The following is a 17,426-nucleotide window of genomic DNA, read 5'->3' on the forward strand; positions in this document are numbered from 1 at the left end:
TTTTACGGAGTTCTGAATGACGATTGCACAACGTGCGCCTGACTATATCCGCGCGATTTCGCCTTATGTGCCCGGCAAGCCGGTGTCCGAGCTGGCCCGTGAGATGGGGCTGAACGAGGCCGACATCGTCAAGCTCGCCTCCAATGAAAATCCCCTGGGCATGAGCCCCAAGGCAAAGGCTGCGCTGCTGGCGGCCGTCGAGGATCTGGCCCGCTATCCGGATGGCAATGGTTTCGCGCTCAAGCAGGCCTTGGCTGCCCGGCTGGGCGTCGGGCTCGATACCCTGGTGCTCGGCAATGGTTCCAATGACGTGCTGGAGCTGGTGGCGCGTGCCTTTCTCGACGAGAACAGCAGCGGCGTCTTTGCCCAGCACGCTTTTGCGGTGTACCCGCTGGCGATCCAGAGCGTCGGCGCACGCCTGATCGAAGTGCCGGCGCGTAACTTCGGCCATGATCTGGCGGCGATGGGCGACGCCATTGCGGCGGATACGCGCGTCGTCTTCATCGCCAACCCGAACAATCCGACCGGTACCTTCCTGCCGGGCGAGCTGATCGAATCCTTCCTCAAGCAAGTCTCGCCGGATGTGATCGTGGTGCTTGACGAGGCCTACAACGAATATCTGGCGCCCGCCCAGCGTTACGACGCCGTGGCCTGGCTGGCGAAGTATCCGAATCTGGTCATCACCCGCACCTTCTCCAAGATCTACGGTCTGGCCGGTCTGCGCATCGGCTACGCGGTGGCCAGTCCTGCCGTGGCGGATCTGATGAACCGTGTGCGTGCGCCCTTCAATGCCAATAGTCTGGCGCTGGCTGCGGCCGAAGCTGCACTGGCGGACGATGAGTTCCTGCAGCAAAGCTATGAGACCAATCGCCAAGGCATGGCGCAGATCATCGCGGGGCTCGACAAACTGGGCTTGCAGCACATTCCCTCGGCCGGCAATTTCCTCACCTTCAAGGTGGGCGATGGCGCCGGCGTGAATCTGCGCCTGCTCAAGCAGGGCGTGATCGTGCGGCCGATTGCGGGCTACGGCATGCCGGAATGGCTGCGTGTGTCGATTGGCAGCGAAGCCGAAAACGCGCGTTTCCTCGCCGCGCTGGAACAGGCGGTCCGCGCATGAACGTGAGCTTCGAGCGTGTTGTCATTGCCGGTGTCGGCCTGATCGGTGGCTCCTTTGCGGCCGCCTTGCGGCAGGCGGCGGTGGCCCGGCATCTGGTGGGTGTCGGTCGTTCGCGTGCCTCGCTCGACGAGGCGCTGGCGCTGGGCCTGATCGATGAAGTGCAGACTGACTGGGCGGCCGCCCTCAAAGGGGCCGATCTGGTCTTGCTGGCCATGCCGGTCGGCCAGATGGCGACGGTAATGGCGGCGATGGCGCCGCACCTTGAAGCGCAGACCCTGGTGACCGACGCCGGCAGTACCAAGGCGGATGTGATCGATGCGATCTATACGCACCTGGGTGTGCACATCGCCCGCTTCGTGCCGGCGCATCCGATTGCCGGAGCCGAGAAGAGTGGTCCTGCGGCAGCCAGCGCAACGCTGTTCCAGGATCGCAAGGTGGTGCTCACGCCCTTGCCGGAGAATGCGCCGGATGCCATCGACCGCGTGCGCGCGGCCTGGGTCGCCTGCGGCGCGCAGATGTTCCAGATGAGCCCGCAGGAGCATGACCGCGTCTTTGCCGCCGTCAGCCATCTGCCGCATTTGCTGGCCTTCGGCCTGGTGCACGATCTGGCTGCGCGGGCCAATGCCGAGCAGCTGTTCAAGTATGCGGCCTCGGGTTTTCGCGATTTCACGCGGATTGCCGGCAGCCATCCGGAGATGTGGCGCGACATCTGCGTGGCCAATCGTCAGGCCTTGCTGGCCGAACTCGATGCCTATCTGGCGCAGCTTGCCTGGCTGCGCGCGCTGCTGTTGCAAGGCGACGGGCAAGAGCTGGAAAAGCTGTTCAGCGAAGCCAGCGCGGCACGTAATAAATGGGCCAATTCGCAGTGAGTTGGCGCTCATGCCCGCTGCGCCGGGCTGATGAATCGAAAGCGATGTGAAGCATGGAATTTCTCGATCTTGCACCCTTGCGTCAGGCCCGTGGCACGGTCCGCTTGCCCGGCTCGAAGAGCATTTCCAATCGCAGCTTGCTGCTCGCGGCACTGGCCGAGGGCACGACCGATATCCGCGATCTGCTCGCCTCGGACGACACCGATCGCATGCTCGAAGCGCTGAGTTTGCTGGGCGTGTCAGTAGAGAAGACGGGAGAGCGGGACTATCGAGTTGTCGGTGCGCCTGCTGGCTTTGCCAACAAGAATGCGGATCTCTTTCTGGGCAATGCCGGCACCGCATTTCGTCCGCTGACGGCGGCCTTGGCTTTGGCGGGCGGTACGTACAAGCTGCATGGCGTGCCGCGCATGCACGAGCGCCCGATCGGCGACCTCGTCGATGGCTTGCGGCAGATTGGCGCGAATATCGAATACCTTGGCAACGAGGGCTTCCCGCCGCTGCAGATTCGCCCGGCCGAGATCAAACCCGGCGGTGTGGTGAGAATTCGCGGCAATGTCTCCAGCCAGTTCCTGACCGCGCTGCTGATGGCGTTGCCGACCACGGGCGTGGAGACGACGGTCGAAGTGATCGGTGAGCTGATCTCCAAGCCTTATATCGAGATCACTCTCAAGCTGATGGCGCAGTTCGGCGTCGAAGTGCAGCGCGAAGGCTGGCAGCGCTTCTTCATCCCCGGCGGCAAGCGCTACGTCTCTCCGGGCACCTTGTACGTCGAAGGCGATGCCTCCTCGGCCTCGTATTTCCTCGCCGCCGGCGCCATTGGTGGCGGGCCGCTGCGCGTCGAAGGCGTGGGGCGCAACAGCATCCAGGGCGATGTGGCATTTGCCGCCGCGCTGGAGCAGATCGGCGCGCAGATCAGCATGGGTGACAACTGGATCGAAGCGCAGGCGCCTGCCGGCGGGCTCAAGGCTTTCGACATGGATTTCAACCACATCCCCGATGCGGCGATGACCCTGGCCGTCGCTGCGCTGTTTTGCGATGGCCCCTCGCGCCTTACCAATATCGGCAGCTGGCGCGTCAAGGAGACCGACCGCATCAGCGCGATGGCGACCGAATTGCGCAAAGTAGGCGCCACGGTGGAGGAGGGCGAAGACTGGCTGCGCATCGTGCCGCCGGCAAATCTCAGCGCCAACGCCGCCATCGATACCTATGATGATCATCGTATGGCGATGTGCTTCTCGCTGGTCGCATTGGGCGGTGTGCCGGTGCGCATCAATGATCCGAAATGCACCGCCAAGACCTTTCCCGAATATTTTGATGTCTTCGCGGGCGTTACCCGCTGAACATGATTTCCGCAGTGGCACGCTGGGCGGCGCAATTGGCCGCTCGCGTATTGCCGTCGTGCTGCACAAAAGGTGTGTATGAAACAAACTCTGATTGAACTGCTTGATTCACGCGTGCGCGCTGCGCTCGATGCTGCTGGCTGTGCCGGCGCGCCGGCCGTGGTGGCACCCGCCGGCCGCCCCGAATTCGGCGACTACCAGGCCAATGGCGTGATGGGCGCTGCCAAGGCACGCAAGATGAATCCGCGTGCACTGGCCGAACAAGTCATCACGCATCTCGATCTGGCGGGCATTGCCAGCAAGGTCGAGATCGCCGGCCCCGGCTTTATCAACATCACGCTAGCGCCGGAATATCTGGCCTCCCTGGCCACCGACGCCTTGGCCGACGCACGTCTCGGTGTGCCGCAGATCGCCGCCCAGCGCGTCGTCATCGATTACTCCGGCCCCAACCTCGCCAAGGAAATGCACGTCGGCCATCTGCGCTCGACCATCATTGGCGATGCACTGGCGCGGGTGCTGCGCTTCCTCGGCCATACCGTGATCGCACAGAACCATGTGGGCGATTGGGGCACGCAGTTCGGCATGCTGACCGCTTATTTGATTGAAGCGGAGCAGGGCGGCGACGTCGCGCTGTCGGACCTCGAAGACTTTTACCGTCGTGCCAAACAACGCTTCGATGAAGATGCGGCTTTTGCCGACACGGCGCGCGAATACGTCGTCAAGCTGCAAGGCGGCGATGCTCAGGTGAATGCGCTGTGGCGCAAGTTTCTCGACATCTCCCTGCATCACTGCGAGGCCGTCTACGAGCGCCTCGGCGTGGCGCTGAGGCGTGAGGATGTGCGCGGCGAGAGTTTCTACAACGATGATCTGCCCGTCGTCGTCGCCGATCTGCAAGAGAAGGGACTGGCGGTTGAGAGCGATGGCGCGCAGGTGGTCTTCCTCGATGAATTCAAGAACAAGGAAGGCGAGGCCCAGGCCTACATCGTGCGCAAGCAGGATGGCGGCTACCTGTATGCGACCAGCGATCTGGCCGCGATCCGCTACCGCATCGGCACCCTGCATGCCGACCGCATCCTCTACGTGGTCGATGCCAGACAAGCCCTGCATTTCCAGCAGCTGTTCACCCTGAGTCGCAAAGCCGGCTTCGTGAGCGAAGCCACCAAGCTCGAACACGTCGGCTTTGGCGTGATGCTGGGCGACGATGGCAAGCCCTTCAAGACGCGTAGCGGCACCACGGTCAAGCTGGTCGACTTGCTGCAGGAAGCTGAAGAGCGCGCCTTTGCGCTGGTCAGCGAGAAGAACGCCGAGATGGCCGAAGCCGAGCGCAAGACCATTTCGCAGGCGGTCGGTATTGGCGCCGTCAAATACGCCGATCTCTCCAAGAACCGCAGCAGCGACTACGTCTTCAGCTGGGACACCATGCTGTCCTTCGAAGGCAATACGGCGCCGTATCTGCAGTACGCCTATACGCGTATCCAGAGCGTGTTCCGCAAGGTCGACAGCTGGAACGAGGCCGCACCGATCACCCTGACGGAAGCCGCCGAACGTACGCTGGCGCTTGAACTGGCGCGTTTCTCCGATGCGCTCAATGCCGTGAGTCGTGAGACGGCGCCGCACTTCCTGTGCAGCTATCTTTACGATCTGGCGACGCAGTTCATGCGCTTTTACGAAGCTTGTCCGGTGCTCAAGAGCGAAGGTGCGCTGCGCGACAGCCGCCTGCGTCTGTGTCAGCTGACGGCGCGTACGCTCAAGACCGGCCTGGATCTGCTGGGCATCAATATTCTCGAGGTGATGTGATGGCGAGCATTCCTGTTCTGGCGATTGATGGGCCAACGGCCTCGGGCAAGGGGACGGTCGCCGCGCGTGTGGCCGAAGTGCTGGGCTGGAATCTGCTCGATTCCGGTTCGATCTACCGCATGCTGGCGCTGTCAGCGATCAAGCGCAACGTCGCTTTCGACGACGAGGCGCAGCTGGTCAAGCTGGCCGACGCCCTGGATGCGAGCTTCGATCATGGCCGCATCGTGCTCGATGGCGAGGACGTCTCCATCGTCGTGCGGCGTGAAGAGACCGGCAATGCCGCCTCCAAGCTGGCCGCCTTGCCGGCCGTGCGCCTGGCGCTGCTGGCCCGCCAGCGCGCCTATCGGCAGTCGCCGGGCCTGGTCGCCGATGGGCGCGATATGGCGTCGGTGGTGTTTCCCGATGCCTTTCTGAAGATTTTCATGACCGCTTCGGCCGAAGCGCGTGCCGAGAGACGTTATAAACAGTTGATCGACAAAGGTTTGTCGGCTAACATTGACAGTCTTGTGCTCGAATTGAGGGAGCGTGACCTGCGCGATTCATCGCGACCGGTGGCGCCGCTCAAGCAGGGCCCTGATTCGGTCTTGCTGGATACGACCGCGATGGGAATTGAAGAAGCCGTGCAATTCGTGCTCGATCACGCCCACGCCGCCTTGTCTGCCAAGGCCTGACGGTCTGGTCATTGCCGGGTATTGACGACAAGCATTGACGCCTTGTCGATGCCCTGCAGCGTCCGGTGTGTTCAACTTACTGATTTACGTCGCGTTCGCGTGACGCTCCGAGCCTCCTACACATGTCCATCTCCTCAGAAGTTTCCACCGAAAACTTCGAAGACAGCTTTGCTGCGCTCTTCGAAGAAAGCCTCAATCGCCAGGAAATGCGCGCCGGTGAAGTCATCACCGCTGAAGTCGTGCGCATCGACAACAACTTCGTTGTCGTCAACGCTGGCCTGAAGTCTGAAAGCTATATTCCGCTCGACGAGTTCCGCAATGATCGCGGCGAGCTTGAAGCAACCCCCGGCGATTTCGTGCTGGTCGCTATCGAGTCCCTCGAAGACGGTTTCGGTGAAACCCGTCTGTCGCGCGACAAGGCCAAGCGCATCGCTGCATGGAACTTCCTCGACACCGCACTGACCGATGGCACCCTGGTCAAGGGCGTGGTGACGGGCAAGGTCAAGGGCGGTCTGACCGTCATGACCAACGGCATCCGTGCCTTCCTGCCGGGTTCGCTGGTCGACATGCGTCCGGTCAAGGACACGACCCCGTACGAAGGCAAGGAATTCGAATTCAAGGTCATCAAGCTGGACCGCAAGCGTAACAACGTCGTGGTTTCGCGCCGCGCCGTGCTCGAAGTGAGCATGGGTGAGGAGCGCGAAAAGCTGCTGTCCAACCTGGCCGAAGGCACCATCGTCAAGGGTATCGTCAAGAACATCACCGACTACGGCGCATTCGTGGATCTGGGTGGTATCGACGGCCTGCTGCACATCACCGACCTGGCATGGCGCCGCGTCCGTCACCCGTCCGAAGTGCTGACGGTGGGCGACGAAGTGACCGCCAAGGTGCTGAAGTTCGACCAAGAGAAGAACCGCGTTTCGCTGGGCATGAAGCAACTCGGCGAAGATCCGTGGGTTGGCATCGCTCGCCGCTACCCGGCCAGCACCCGCCTGTTCGGCAAGGTCACCAACATCACCGACTACGGCGCATTTGTTGAAGTCGAACAAGGCATCGAAGGTCTGGTCCACGTGTCCGAAATGGACTGGACCAACAAGAACATCCACCCGACCAAGGTTGTCCAGCTGGGCGACGAAGTCGAAGTGGCGATCCTCGAAATCGACGAAGACCGTCGTCGTATCTCGCTGGGCATGAAGCAGTGCAAGGCCAATCCGTGGGATGACTTCGCGGCCAACCACAAGAAGGGTGACCGCGTGCGCGGCGCTATCAAGTCGATCACCGACTTCGGCGTGTTCATCGGCCTGCCTGGCGGTATCGATGGTCTGGTGCACCTGTCCGACCTGTCCTGGTCGGCAACGGGCGAAGAAGCGATCCGCAACTTCAAGAAGGGTGACGAGCTCGAAGCTGTCGTGCTGGCCATCGACGTCGAGAAGGAACGCATCTCGCTGGGCGTCAAGCAGCTCGATGGGGATCCTTTCACCACCTTCGTGGCAACCCACGACAAGAACAGCCTGGTGACGGGCACGGTCAAGTCGGTTGATGCCAAGGGTGCCGTGATCGATCTGGGCAACGACGTGGAAGGCTACCTGCGCGCGTCCGAGTTCTCGCGTGATCGTATCGATGACCTCTCCAGCGTTCTGAAGCTGGGCGAGAGCCTCGAGTCGCTGATCATCAACGTGGACCGCAAGTCCCGTTCGATCAGCCTGTCGATCAAGGCCAAGGATCAGGCTGAGCAGAACGAAGCGATGAGCAAGCTGGCTGCTGATGGTGGCAATGCTGCCAGCGGCACGACCAACCTCGGCGCGCTGCTCAAGGCCAAGCTTGGCGGCTCGCAGTAATCCGGACGCATTTTCGTCGTCATGACCAAGTCGGAACTGATTGAGCGCCTGACTGCACGCTTCCCGCAGTTAGGCATCAAGGATGCCGATTTCGCCGTCAAGGTGATTCTCGACGAGATGGCCGCGTGCCTGACACGCGGCCAGCGCATCGAGATTCGTGGTTTTGGCAGCTTTTCGTTGAACTATCGCCCGCCTCGCGTAGGCCGTAACCCTAAGTCGGGTGACAAGGTGCTGGTTCCGGAAAAATACGTTCCGCATTTCAAGGCGGGCAAGGAGCTGCGCGAACGCGTAGACCAGAGCGGCGAGCCCGGCTGATTGAGGCGCTATAGCAATACCCGGAAGGCGGTCTGCGGACCGCCTTCTTTTTTGCCTGCTCGCTCAATGTATAATCGCCGGATGCGAATACTCGTCTGGTTGCTGCGCCTGCTGGTCTTCATCCTTCTTCTGGGCTTTGCCATCAAGAATGATGCCTTGGTGAGCCTGAAATTCTTCATGGGGGCCGAATGGCAATTGCCGCTGGTGCTGCTGATCCTGCTCAGCTTTGCCGGAGGTGCCCTGGTCGGCGTGACTGCGCTGATTTCCACCCTGGTGGCGCAAAGGCGCGAAATTGCGCGCTTGCGCAAGCTGCGTCCCGATGCGGCAACGATGCCCAAGGGCGCGCGTCCGCAATACCCCGAATCAATCTGAGCCCCGTGAACTTCGATGGACTTTGAATTCTGGTGGCTGCTGTCGTGGCCATTCTTCTTCGCGCTGGGCTGGCTGGCCGCACGTATCGACATCCGCCACTTGCTACGCGAATCGCGCTCCTTGCCGCGCAGCTACCTCTCCGGCCTGAGCTTCCTCGTCAATGAACAGCCGGACAAGGCGATCGACGCTTTCCTCGATGCGTTGCGCATCGACCCGCAAACGGTTGAGCTGCATTTCGCGCTGGGCAGTCTGTTTCGCCGGCGCGGCGAGGTGGATCGCGCCATCCGCATTCACCAGAACCTGGTCGAACGCGAGGACCTGAGCGAGGAGCAAAGCCTGCAAGCGCTTGAAGCGCTGGGTCAGGACTATCTCAAGGCCGGCTTGCTTGATCGCGCCGAAGCGGCCTACATGCGTTTGCGCGATAGTGCGCGCAAGGAAGTCGCCCTGCGCGCCTTGCTGGAAATCTACCAGCAGGAAAAGAACTGGACGCGTGCCATCGAGATCGCGCAGGAAATGCCGGCCAACGATCATCGCTGGGAAAAGGAGATCGCCAATTTCCACTGCGAGCTGGCGACCGTCGACTTTGCGCATTCCGATCATGCTGCCGCGCTGGCGCAGATCGATGCGGCCTTGCGCGTCAATAGCCGCTGTGTGCGTGCGCTGATGTTGCAGGGCGACGTCCTGCTCTCGCAGGGCCAGGAAGCTGAGGCCCTGGCCGCCTGGAAGCGGGTCGAGCAGATGGATCCGGCATTCCTCTCGCAAGTCGCTGAGCGCATCATGGCCGCCTATCAGCGCGCGGGTGAGGCGGAGCGGGGCATCCAGCTGCTACGTTACTACCTGGATCGCTATCCCTCGCTGGATCTGCTGGAATTCGTCTTCCAGTGGGATATGGAGCATGGTGGCGCGCAGCAGGCGTACATCCTTGTGCGCGATGAAATCAAGCGCAATCCCACGGTGCTAGGCTTGGACAAGCTGCTCGAAGCGGCGGTGTTCACGGTGCCGGCCGACAAGCGCCAGGACGTCGAGCTGATCAAGCGCCTGATCAATGACCACACACGCCGCGTTGCGCGTTATCGCTGTGATCATTGCGGCTTCAAGGCGCGCCAGTTCTACTGGCGTTGTCCGGCATGTGGTGACTGGGAAAGCTATCCGCCACGTCGCACCGAAGAATTTGACCTGGTGCCCTGAGGGCAGCAGCTGTCTGATCAATTCATCTGAAGAGTCATTATGAAAATTACTGTTGTCGGTACGGGTTACGTTGGACTGGTGTCGGGCGCTTGCCTGGCTGAGGTCGGCAACGACGTGTTGTGCCTTGACCTGGACAAGGACAAAATCCGCATCCTCGAAGAAGGCGGTATCCCGATCTTCGAGCCGGGCTTGCTGGAGATGGTCAAGCGCAACGTGGCTGCCGGCCGCCTGCACTTCACGACCTCGGTCGAGAAGGCCGTTGATTTCGGCACCGTCCAGTTCATCGCCGTCGGCACGCCGCCGGACGAAGACGGCTCGGCCGATCTGAAATATGTGCTCGCTGCCGCCCGCAATATCGGCCGCCACATGACCGATTACAAAGTGGTGGTCGACAAGTCCACGGTGCCGGTCGGCACCGGTGACAAGGTCCGCGCGGCGATTGCCGAGGAACTGGCCGCACGTGGCGTGGATGTGCCCTACAGCGTGGTGTCGAATCCCGAGTTCCTCAAGGAAGGCGCGGCGGTCGAGGACTTCATGCGCCCTGACCGCATCGTCGTCGGTGCCGAGGACGATCAGGCCATTCATCTGATGCGCGCGCTCTATGCGCCGTTCCAGCGCAACCATGAGCGCTTGCTGGTGATGGATATCCGCTCGGCCGAACTGACCAAGTACGCCGCCAATGCGATGCTGGCCACGCGTATTTCCTTCATGAACGAGCTGGCCTTGCTGGCCGAAAAACTCGGCGCCGATATCGAACTGGTGCGTCAGGGCATAGGCTCGGATCCGCGCATCGGCTGGCACTTCCTCTATGCCGGTTGCGGCTATGGCGGCTCCTGTTTCCCCAAGGACGTGCAGGCGCTGATTCGCACCTCGAACGCGGCCGAGCAGCCGATGCTGGTGCTGCAGGCGGTGGAAGCCGCCAACGAGCGTCAGAAGCATGTGCTGGTCGACAAGATCGTCGCGCGCTTCGGTGAAGACCTTGCCGGCAAGCGCTTCGCGCTGTGGGGCCTGGCCTTCAAGCCGAATACCGACGACATGCGCGAGGCGCCCAGCCGCGTCATCGTCGACGAACTCTTCAAGCGTGGCGCACGCATTACCGCCTACGACCCGGTCGCCATGCACGAGGCCAAGCGCATCTTTGGCGATGATGAGCGCCTGAGCTTTGCCGAACAGCCGATGGCCGCACTCGAAGGCGCCGACGCCCTGGTCATCGTGACCGAGTGGAAGGAGTTCCGCAGCCCGGATTTCGCCGCGATTCGCGCGCGGCTGAAGAGCCCGGTGATCATCGATGGCCGCAACATCTTCTCGCCCGAGCTGCCGCGCGCAGCAGGTCTCGAATATTCGGGCATCGGGCGCAAGTGAGGTCGTGATGCAACTGTCGATTCCCGATACGCGCAAGGCGCGTATCCTCGTGGTGGGCGATGTGATGCTGGACCGCTACTGGTTCGGTGATGTCAATCGCATTTCGCCCGAAGCACCGGTGCCCGTGGTACGTGTCGAGCGCAGTGAAGAACGTCCGGGCGGTGCTGCCAATGTGGCGCGCAATGCCTCCTCGCTGGGGGCGACGGTCAGCCTGCTGTCCATCGTCGGCCAGGACGAGGCAGCCCAGGCGCTTGAAGGCCTGCTGCAGGCCGCCAATGTGCGCGCCTTGCTGTGCAAGGATGCCCAGCTGTCCACTACGGTCAAGCTGCGTGTGCTGGGGCGCCAGCAACAACTCCTGCGTATCGATTTCGAGAACATGCCCTCGGCCAGCGTGCTCGCCGACAAGCTGGCGCGTTACCGTGAAGAGCTGGCTGCGCATGACATCGTGGTGCTCTCCGATTATGGCAAGGGCGGTCTGGCTGACGTGCAGCAGATGATCGATCTGGCGCGTGCTGCCGGCAAACCTGTGCTGGTCGACCCCAAGGGCGATGACTACAGTCGCTACAAAGGTGCCAGCTTGCTGACACCCAACCGTTCGGAATTGCGACAGGTTGTTGGCAAATGGGACAGCGAAGCGGATCTCACCGAGCGCGCGCAGAAGCTGCGCCAGGCGCTGGGCCTCGAAGCTTTGCTGGTGACGCGTTCGGAAGAGGGCATGACCCTGTTCCAGGCGCAAGGCGCGGTGCATGAAGGCACGCGCGCGCAAGAGGTGTTCGACGTTTCCGGCGCGGGCGATACCGTCATCGCAACCCTGGCGGTGATGCTTGCCAGTGGCTGCGACTTGGCCAGCGCCATGCAACTATCCAATCACGCCGCGGGAATCGTGGTGGCCAAGCTGGGAACGGCAACGGTCACGCTCGATGAAATGCGCGCGGAATTCTGAGGTCAATAATGGGCCGTTATTACGTCGTCACCGGAGCAGCAGGTTTCATCGGCTCCAATCTCGTTGCCGGGCTCAATGCGCGCGGCATCACCAATATCATCGCGGTCGATAATCTTTCCAAGGCTGAAAAATTCAAGAACCTTGTGGATTGCGATATCGCTGACTACATCGATAAACACGAATTCCTGCGCGCCATTGAGGCGGGCGAGTTCGATGGCGGCATCGAAGCGATCCTGCATCAGGGCGCGTGCTCCAACACCATGGAGCACAACGGCGTCTACATGATGGACAACAATTACCGTTACTCCTTGTCGTTGCTCGATTTCTGCGCCGACCAGGTGATTCCCTATCTCTACGCCTCGTCGGCGGCGACATACGGCGCCAGCAGCGTGTTTCGCGAAGAGCGTCAGTACGAGTCGCCCTTGAACGTGTATGGCTACTCCAAGTTCCTGTTTGATCAGGTAGTGCGTCGTGCGATGCCCGACATCGCCTCGCAGGTCGTCGGCTTCCGCTACTTCAATGTCTATGGTCCGCGTGAGGCGCACAAGGCGGGTGCCGGTTCATCGGTGGCCTTCAACGCCTTCCACCAGTTCCGCAAGGAAGGGCGCGTCAAGCTCTTCGTTGGCTCCGATGGTTATGCCGATGGCGGCCAGCTGCGCGATTTCGTCTTTGTCGAAGATATCGTCAAGGCCAATCTGCACTTCCTTGAGAACTCATCCGTATCGGGTATTTTCAATCTGGGTACCGGCCGTGCACAGTCCTTCAATGACATTGCCGTAGCGGTGATCAATGCCTGTCGCCAACACGAAGGCCAGCCTGTGCTGAGCCTGGGCGAGATGCAGACTCAAGGGCTGATTGAATATGTTCCCTTTCCGGACATTCTCAAAGGCAAATATCAAAGCTTCACTCAGGCCGATATCTCAGCGTTGCGTGCGGCCGGTTATGCAGAAGAATTTCAGGACGTGTCAACCGGAGTGGGTAAGTACTGCGTTAAGCTTTTGCAAGACGCATAAAGCGTCTGCAACCCCACTTTACAGAGGAGTCTCACATGCTGAAAAAACTGCTGCTTGTTGTGATGAGTCTGATTGCCTCCATCGGTATGGCCATGGCGGCCGTCAATATAAACACCGCGACCGAACAGGAACTCGAAAGCCTGCCCGGTATCGGTGCCGCCAAGGCCAAGGCCATCGTGGAGTACCGCAAGGCCAACGGTAACTTCAAGTCGGTCGAGGATCTCAAGAGCGTCAAGGGAATTGGCGACAAGGTCTTCGACAAGCTCAAGAGTGAAGTTGCGGTCAGTGGTACGACGACTGTGGCGACCGCGCCGGCCAAGGATGCCAAGCCGCCCAAGGCCGACAAGAAAGACGCCAAACCCGCCGCTGCAGCGAGCAGCAGCGAAAAGGCCAAGAAGTAAGGACAGCGCCAGGTTCTCTTGTTGCAAGTCCGCCAACCCCATGCTCGCAGGCATGGGGTTTTTTCATGCCTGCATTCCCGTAGCCAATGCCCAAGCCAAGCCGCTTGCGGTATATTCGGCACGAATCAAGGCAGCATCCTTAGTCTGCCATCGCTGGAGAAATGACCCCATGACCTATGTTGTGACCGAGTCCTGCATCAAGTGCAAGTACACCGACTGTGTCGACGTCTGCCCTGTGGACTGCTTCCATGAAGGCCCGAACTTCCTCGTCATCGATCCTGATGAGTGCATCGACTGCACGCTGTGCGTTGCCGAATGTCCGGCTGAAGCCATTTTTGCCGAAGACGACCTGCCGGCCGGGCAGGAGCAGTTTGCGGCGATCAATGCCGAGTTGGCCAAGACCTGGCCGCTGATCGTCGAACGCAAGGACCCGCTGCCCGATGCGGACGAGTGGGCCAAGGTCAAGGGCAAGGTAGACAAGCTGGAACGCTGAGCCCATGCGGACCATCAGGGTTCGCAGGCGACACGACAAGGCGCAAGACCATCCGGGCTTGCGCCTTTTTCTTGGCAGACGTGGCAGCATCGCGGCATGAGCCTCGTTTCACACTCCCTGGCGCCGGATCGCAGCTTTCTGCCTGCCGCCGCCCGCCATATTCTCGATTTCGCCGGTCAGGCCACACAGGCCTGCGATCTCTCGCACGCCAGCTTGCTGCTGCCCAATCTCAAGCTCGCTGCGCCGCTCAATGCCGCCTTGTTCGAGCTGGCCGGCGGCGCGGTCTTGCTGCCGCGTAGCAATACCTTGTCGGGCATGGTGGCGCCCTGGCTCGCGAGCCTTGAGGCAATGCCGGATGCGCGCCGGCAGCTGATGCTGCACGCCTTGCTGCGCAGTCGTGAATGGCTGGACGAGGGCATGTTGTGGGATGTGGTCGCCGAGCTGACCCAGCTCTTCGACACGCTCACCGAGCACGCCGCGCCCTTGCCGGATGACGAAGCGGGCTTGCTGGCCTGTCTCGAAGAAGCATTCGAGCTGCGCAATAGTCAGGCCCTCAATTTCGAAGCAAAACTGGTCAACGCGCTCTGGCGCGCCGAGGCGCAGGGCAAGCCCTCGCGGGTGGCCGCGCGCTTGCTCGCCGCCGCGCAGTGGTTGGCTGCGCTCGATGGTCCGCTGATCATCATGCTGGAGTCACATCAAGCCGGACCCCTGCAGGCGCTGATCGATCAGGCCGCGCAGCGTGTGCCGGTGTTGTTGCTGCGACCCGATCGCGCCCTCGCCGAGGGCGCTCTGGCGCAATTGCTGGCTCGCGTCTGGCCCGCCGCAGAAGATGCCCCCGCGCTGCGCGAGCGCATGCACGATGTTGCGCCGGCGCTGATTGGCGACACGCGTGAGCGCCTCAGCCTGCTGGCCGCCGACAGCCTGGAAACACTGGGCGAAGCGGTGGCCGATCAGGTGCTCGACTGGCTGGAGGCGGGCAAGCGCAGCATCGCGCTGATCGCCTGTGACCGCCTCGCCGCGCGGCGAGCCCGTGCCTTGCTCGAACGCGAAGGCGTGCTGGTGCAGGACGAAACCGGCTGGAAGATGGTGACGACGCGGGTTGCCGCCGTGGTCGATGCCTGGCTTGAAGTGCTCGCCTCCGATGCCTGGCACCGCGCGCTCATCGACTTGCTGCGCGCCCCGCTGCTGTTTGCCGATCTCGACGCGCTGAGCCGCGCGCGCGGCGTCGATGCGCTCGACCGCCTGATCCGCCAAACGCATATCCCGAACGGACTGGATCGCCTGCGCGCTGCCGAGAATCTGGCGCCGGAATCGGCCTTGCTGCTCGACCGCCTGATTGCTGCCCGCGCGCTGATCAAGCCCGAGCAGTCGGCGGGCATCGCTGAATGGCTGCGGCGCCTCAAGAGCAGCCTGGAATTGCTCGGGGCGCTGCCGCATTTCCAGCAGGACCAGGCTGGCCGTCAGTGGCTGGAATGGCTGGAGACGCGTATCGCCGAGCTGGCCGAGCAGGATGGCAGCCGCGACAGCCGCTTCCGCTTTGCCGCCTGGCGCACCTGGTTCAATCGCCAGATGGATGCCCAGCTGTATCGCGACGAAAGCATCGACAGCCCGGTGATCATGACCCACCTGGCGGCGACGCGCCTGCGTCACTTCGATGCGGCGATCCTGATTGGCGCTGACAGCGAACACCTCGCGCCGCCCGGTGCGCCTGGCTGGCTGACTCACGCCGGCGTGCGCCGCGCACTCGGCTTGCCGGGCCTGGCCAGCGAGCGCCTGCAGCTGCGCGAAGACCTCGCCGGCTTGCTGCTCGCCAGCGATGCGGCGTGCATCGCCTGGCAAAGCCAGCGGCGTGATGAAGCGCTGATGCCGGCCGCCGAAGTGGCCCTGCTGGAAACTGCCCTGAGTCGCGACGGCGATTGCCTGATCCGCCCACGCGCGCGGCCTTGCCCGGCGAGTCCGCAGCTTGGCGCGACGACGCCTGCCGCGCCGGCAGCGCCGCCCGAACGGATTCCACAACGGCTCTCCGCCAGCGGCCTGAAAGCCCTCGTCGATTGCCCGTATCGCTACTTTGCGCGCTACGTGCTGCGCCTGGGCGAACTCGAAGAACTCAGCGAGGGCATGGAGAAAAAGGATTTCGGCGAGCAGCTTCACTTGATCCTGCATCGCTTCCACAGCCAGTTTCCGCGACTCGAAGCCGAGTCGGACGAGGTGCTGCTCGCTGCGCTCGAAGCCATTACCGAAGAAGCCTTTGCGCAAGCCATCGAGCGCAATTTCCAGGATCACGCCTGGCGCCTGCGCTGGCGCGCCCAGCTTGCCGACTACCTGGCCTGGCAGCGCCAACGCGAAGCCGGGGGCTGGTTCTGGCAGGGCGGGGAAGTGAATATCGAATTGGAGCACGAGCTGGGCGGCGGGCGCAGCCTGCACCTCTTCGGCCGTCTCGACCGCGTCGATGCCGACGGCAAAGGGCTGCATGCGCTACTCGATTACAAATCGCGCGGCCTGAAGGCCCTGCGTGAGCAAGTCAAGGACCCCGACGACGTGCAACTGGCCTTCTACACCGTCTTGCAAGGCCGCCATGTCGCCGAAGCCGCCTATGTCGCCCTCGATGGCGAAGCGCTCGGCACTGCGCCGCTCGCCGAGCCCGAGGAGCGCGCTGCAGCGCTGCTCGACTGCATCACCGACAGCTTCAACGCCCTGCACGACGGCGCCGCCATGCCGGCGCAAGGCACCGCGCTGGCCTGCGCGTACTGCGAGATGCGTGGCTTGTGCCGCAAGGAGTGGGTGAGCTGAGTGCTATCCTTTTCATAGATTGTTGAGCGAGATACGCCGCACACACCCAGGCGTTCGGCCCGAGTGCCGCAGCTTGCGCTGTATCGAGGGCGGCGCGGCCGCTTGCCCTCGCGACGAAAGGCTTGGCAGATTTGCATTGCTGTCTGCAGATCCTTACTCTAATGTAAGGAGATATCCATTCAAGGAGCGCCAGAATGACTACCGCTACGCTCACCACCAAAGGGCAAGTCACCATTCCGGCTGCGGTGCGTGCGGCGCTGGGCGTTGGCACAGGCGACCGGGTCGACTTTGTCCAGCTCGAACCGGGGCGTTTCGAAATCGTCGCGGCTACGCAATCGGTCACTGCATTAAAAGGCCTGATCAGCAAGCCGCCTGCTACCGTGAGCATTGATCACATGAACGCGGCGATTGCCGCGCAAGGCTCCAGCGCCAAATGATTGGCCTCGATACCAATGTGCTGGTGCGTTACATCGTGCAGGACGATGCGCAGCAGTCCGCATTGGCCACGCAATTGATCGAATCGCTAACTGTTGATGCGCCCGGCTACGTCAGCCTGGTTGCGCTCGTCGAATTGGTCTGGGTGCTCAGCCGCTGTTACGCCAGCGACAAGCCAGCGATCTGCAATGTGCTTGAAACCTTGCTGCGCACACGCGAAATCGTCGTTGCTGATGCCGAGCTGGTGTGGCGAGCACTGCGCCGCTTCAAGGATGGAGGCGCCGATTTTTCCGACTGCCTGATTGAGCGTGCCGGCAACGCAGCAGGCTGCGATTACACGGCAAGCTTTGATCGCGGGGCGGTCAGAGATTGCGGGATGCAATTGCTGACCTAGTTGGCTTATGAATTGGTGTATGAAATACGCAGATCAATGTGGGGCAACATCGAATCGCGCTGCGCCCTAACTTTTTGTCTCAAAAATA

General features: G+C 62.0%; 16 protein-coding genes and 1 pseudogene. All 17 read left to right on the forward strand.

The window, feature by feature from the left end; translation table 11 throughout:
- Positions 1 to 16 precede the first annotated feature (16 nt).
- The 17 genes and pseudogenes from hisC (at position 17) to ABDB84_RS13515 (ending at position 17,338) form a co-directional block, all read left to right on the forward strand.
- Entirely contained in the window at positions 17 to 1,117 is a 1,101-nt protein-coding gene (gene hisC, locus ABDB84_RS13435) for a histidinol-phosphate transaminase (RefSeq protein ID WP_345920255.1), read from the forward strand.
- Positions 1,114 to 1,986 (forward strand): prephenate dehydrogenase, encoded by an 873-nt coding sequence (locus ABDB84_RS13440; protein WP_345920256.1) that lies wholly within the window; start codon positions 1,114 to 1,116, stop codon positions 1,984 to 1,986. Before hisC ends, ABDB84_RS13440 begins: the two co-directional genes overlap by 4 nt.
- Before the next feature lie 53 nt (positions 1,987 to 2,039).
- Positions 2,040 to 3,323, forward strand: a pseudogene (gene aroA, locus ABDB84_RS13445) (3-phosphoshikimate 1-carboxyvinyltransferase); the annotation flags it as partial.
- An 81-nt stretch (positions 3,324 to 3,404) separates the two neighbouring features.
- Complete coding sequence (gene argS / locus ABDB84_RS13450) at positions 3,405 to 5,123, forward strand: arginine--tRNA ligase (protein WP_345920257.1); 1,719 nt, start codon at positions 3,405 to 3,407, stop codon at positions 5,121 to 5,123.
- Positions 5,123 to 5,794: a (d)CMP kinase gene (cmk, locus tag ABDB84_RS13455; protein ID WP_345920258.1), complete on the forward strand. Its 672-nt coding sequence runs from the start codon at positions 5,123 to 5,125 to the stop codon at positions 5,792 to 5,794. Before argS ends, cmk begins: the two co-directional genes overlap by 1 nt.
- A gap of 122 nt (positions 5,795 to 5,916) precedes the next feature.
- Entirely contained in the window at positions 5,917 to 7,632 is a 1,716-nt protein-coding gene (rpsA, locus tag ABDB84_RS13460) for a 30S ribosomal protein S1 (RefSeq protein ID WP_345920259.1), read from the forward strand.
- Between the two features lie 21 nt (positions 7,633 to 7,653).
- Positions 7,654 to 7,947 (forward strand): integration host factor subunit beta, encoded by a 294-nt coding sequence (locus ABDB84_RS13465; protein WP_345920260.1) that lies wholly within the window; start codon positions 7,654 to 7,656, stop codon positions 7,945 to 7,947.
- Between the two features lie 81 nt (positions 7,948 to 8,028).
- Positions 8,029 to 8,319, forward strand: a complete 291-nt coding sequence (locus ABDB84_RS13470) for a lipopolysaccharide assembly protein LapA domain-containing protein (RefSeq protein ID WP_345920261.1) — start codon at positions 8,029 to 8,031, stop codon at positions 8,317 to 8,319.
- A 15-nt stretch (positions 8,320 to 8,334) separates the two neighbouring features.
- Entirely contained in the window at positions 8,335 to 9,507 is a 1,173-nt protein-coding gene (gene lapB, locus ABDB84_RS13475; protein WP_345920262.1) for a lipopolysaccharide assembly protein LapB, read from the forward strand.
- A 39-nt stretch (positions 9,508 to 9,546) separates the two neighbouring features.
- Positions 9,547 to 10,869, forward strand: coding sequence for a UDP-glucose dehydrogenase family protein (locus tag ABDB84_RS13480; protein ID WP_345920263.1), 1,323 nt, complete (start codon positions 9,547 to 9,549; stop codon positions 10,867 to 10,869).
- Positions 10,870 to 10,876: 7 nt separating this feature from the next.
- Entirely contained in the window at positions 10,877 to 11,812 is a 936-nt protein-coding gene (gene rfaE1 / locus ABDB84_RS13485; RefSeq protein ID WP_345920264.1) for a D-glycero-beta-D-manno-heptose-7-phosphate kinase, read from the forward strand.
- 8 nt (positions 11,813 to 11,820) lie between these two features.
- Positions 11,821 to 12,825 carry an ADP-glyceromanno-heptose 6-epimerase gene (gene rfaD / locus ABDB84_RS13490; RefSeq protein ID WP_345920265.1) on the forward strand — a complete coding sequence of 335 codons (1,005 nt, stop codon included), beginning with the start codon at positions 11,821 to 11,823 and terminating at the stop codon, positions 12,823 to 12,825.
- Positions 12,826 to 12,860: 35 nt separating this feature from the next.
- Positions 12,861 to 13,226: a ComEA family DNA-binding protein gene (locus ABDB84_RS13495; protein ID WP_345920266.1), complete on the forward strand. Its 366-nt coding sequence runs from the start codon at positions 12,861 to 12,863 to the stop codon at positions 13,224 to 13,226.
- Positions 13,227 to 13,395: 169 nt separating this feature from the next.
- Positions 13,396 to 13,719, forward strand: a complete 324-nt coding sequence (gene fdxA / locus ABDB84_RS13500; protein ID WP_345920267.1) for a ferredoxin FdxA — start codon at positions 13,396 to 13,398, stop codon at positions 13,717 to 13,719.
- Between the two features lie 96 nt (positions 13,720 to 13,815).
- The gene (locus ABDB84_RS13505; RefSeq protein WP_345920268.1) at positions 13,816 to 16,509 is read left to right on the forward strand and encodes a PD-(D/E)XK nuclease family protein; all 2,694 of its coding nucleotides are present in this window, start codon (positions 13,816 to 13,818) and stop codon (positions 16,507 to 16,509) included.
- Positions 16,510 to 16,703: 194 nt separating this feature from the next.
- Positions 16,704 to 16,946, forward strand: a complete 243-nt coding sequence (locus ABDB84_RS13510; RefSeq protein ID WP_345920269.1) for an AbrB/MazE/SpoVT family DNA-binding domain-containing protein — start codon at positions 16,704 to 16,706, stop codon at positions 16,944 to 16,946.
- Positions 16,943 to 17,338 carry a type II toxin-antitoxin system VapC family toxin gene (locus ABDB84_RS13515; RefSeq protein ID WP_345920270.1) on the forward strand — a complete coding sequence of 132 codons (396 nt, stop codon included), beginning with the start codon at positions 16,943 to 16,945 and terminating at the stop codon, positions 17,336 to 17,338. Before ABDB84_RS13510 ends, ABDB84_RS13515 begins: the two co-directional genes overlap by 4 nt.
- Positions 17,339 to 17,426 lie beyond the last annotated feature (88 nt).

The organism is Uliginosibacterium sediminicola, from assembly GCF_039631295.1.
GTDB lineage: Bacteria > Pseudomonadota > Gammaproteobacteria > Burkholderiales > Rhodocyclaceae > Viridibacterium > Viridibacterium sediminicola.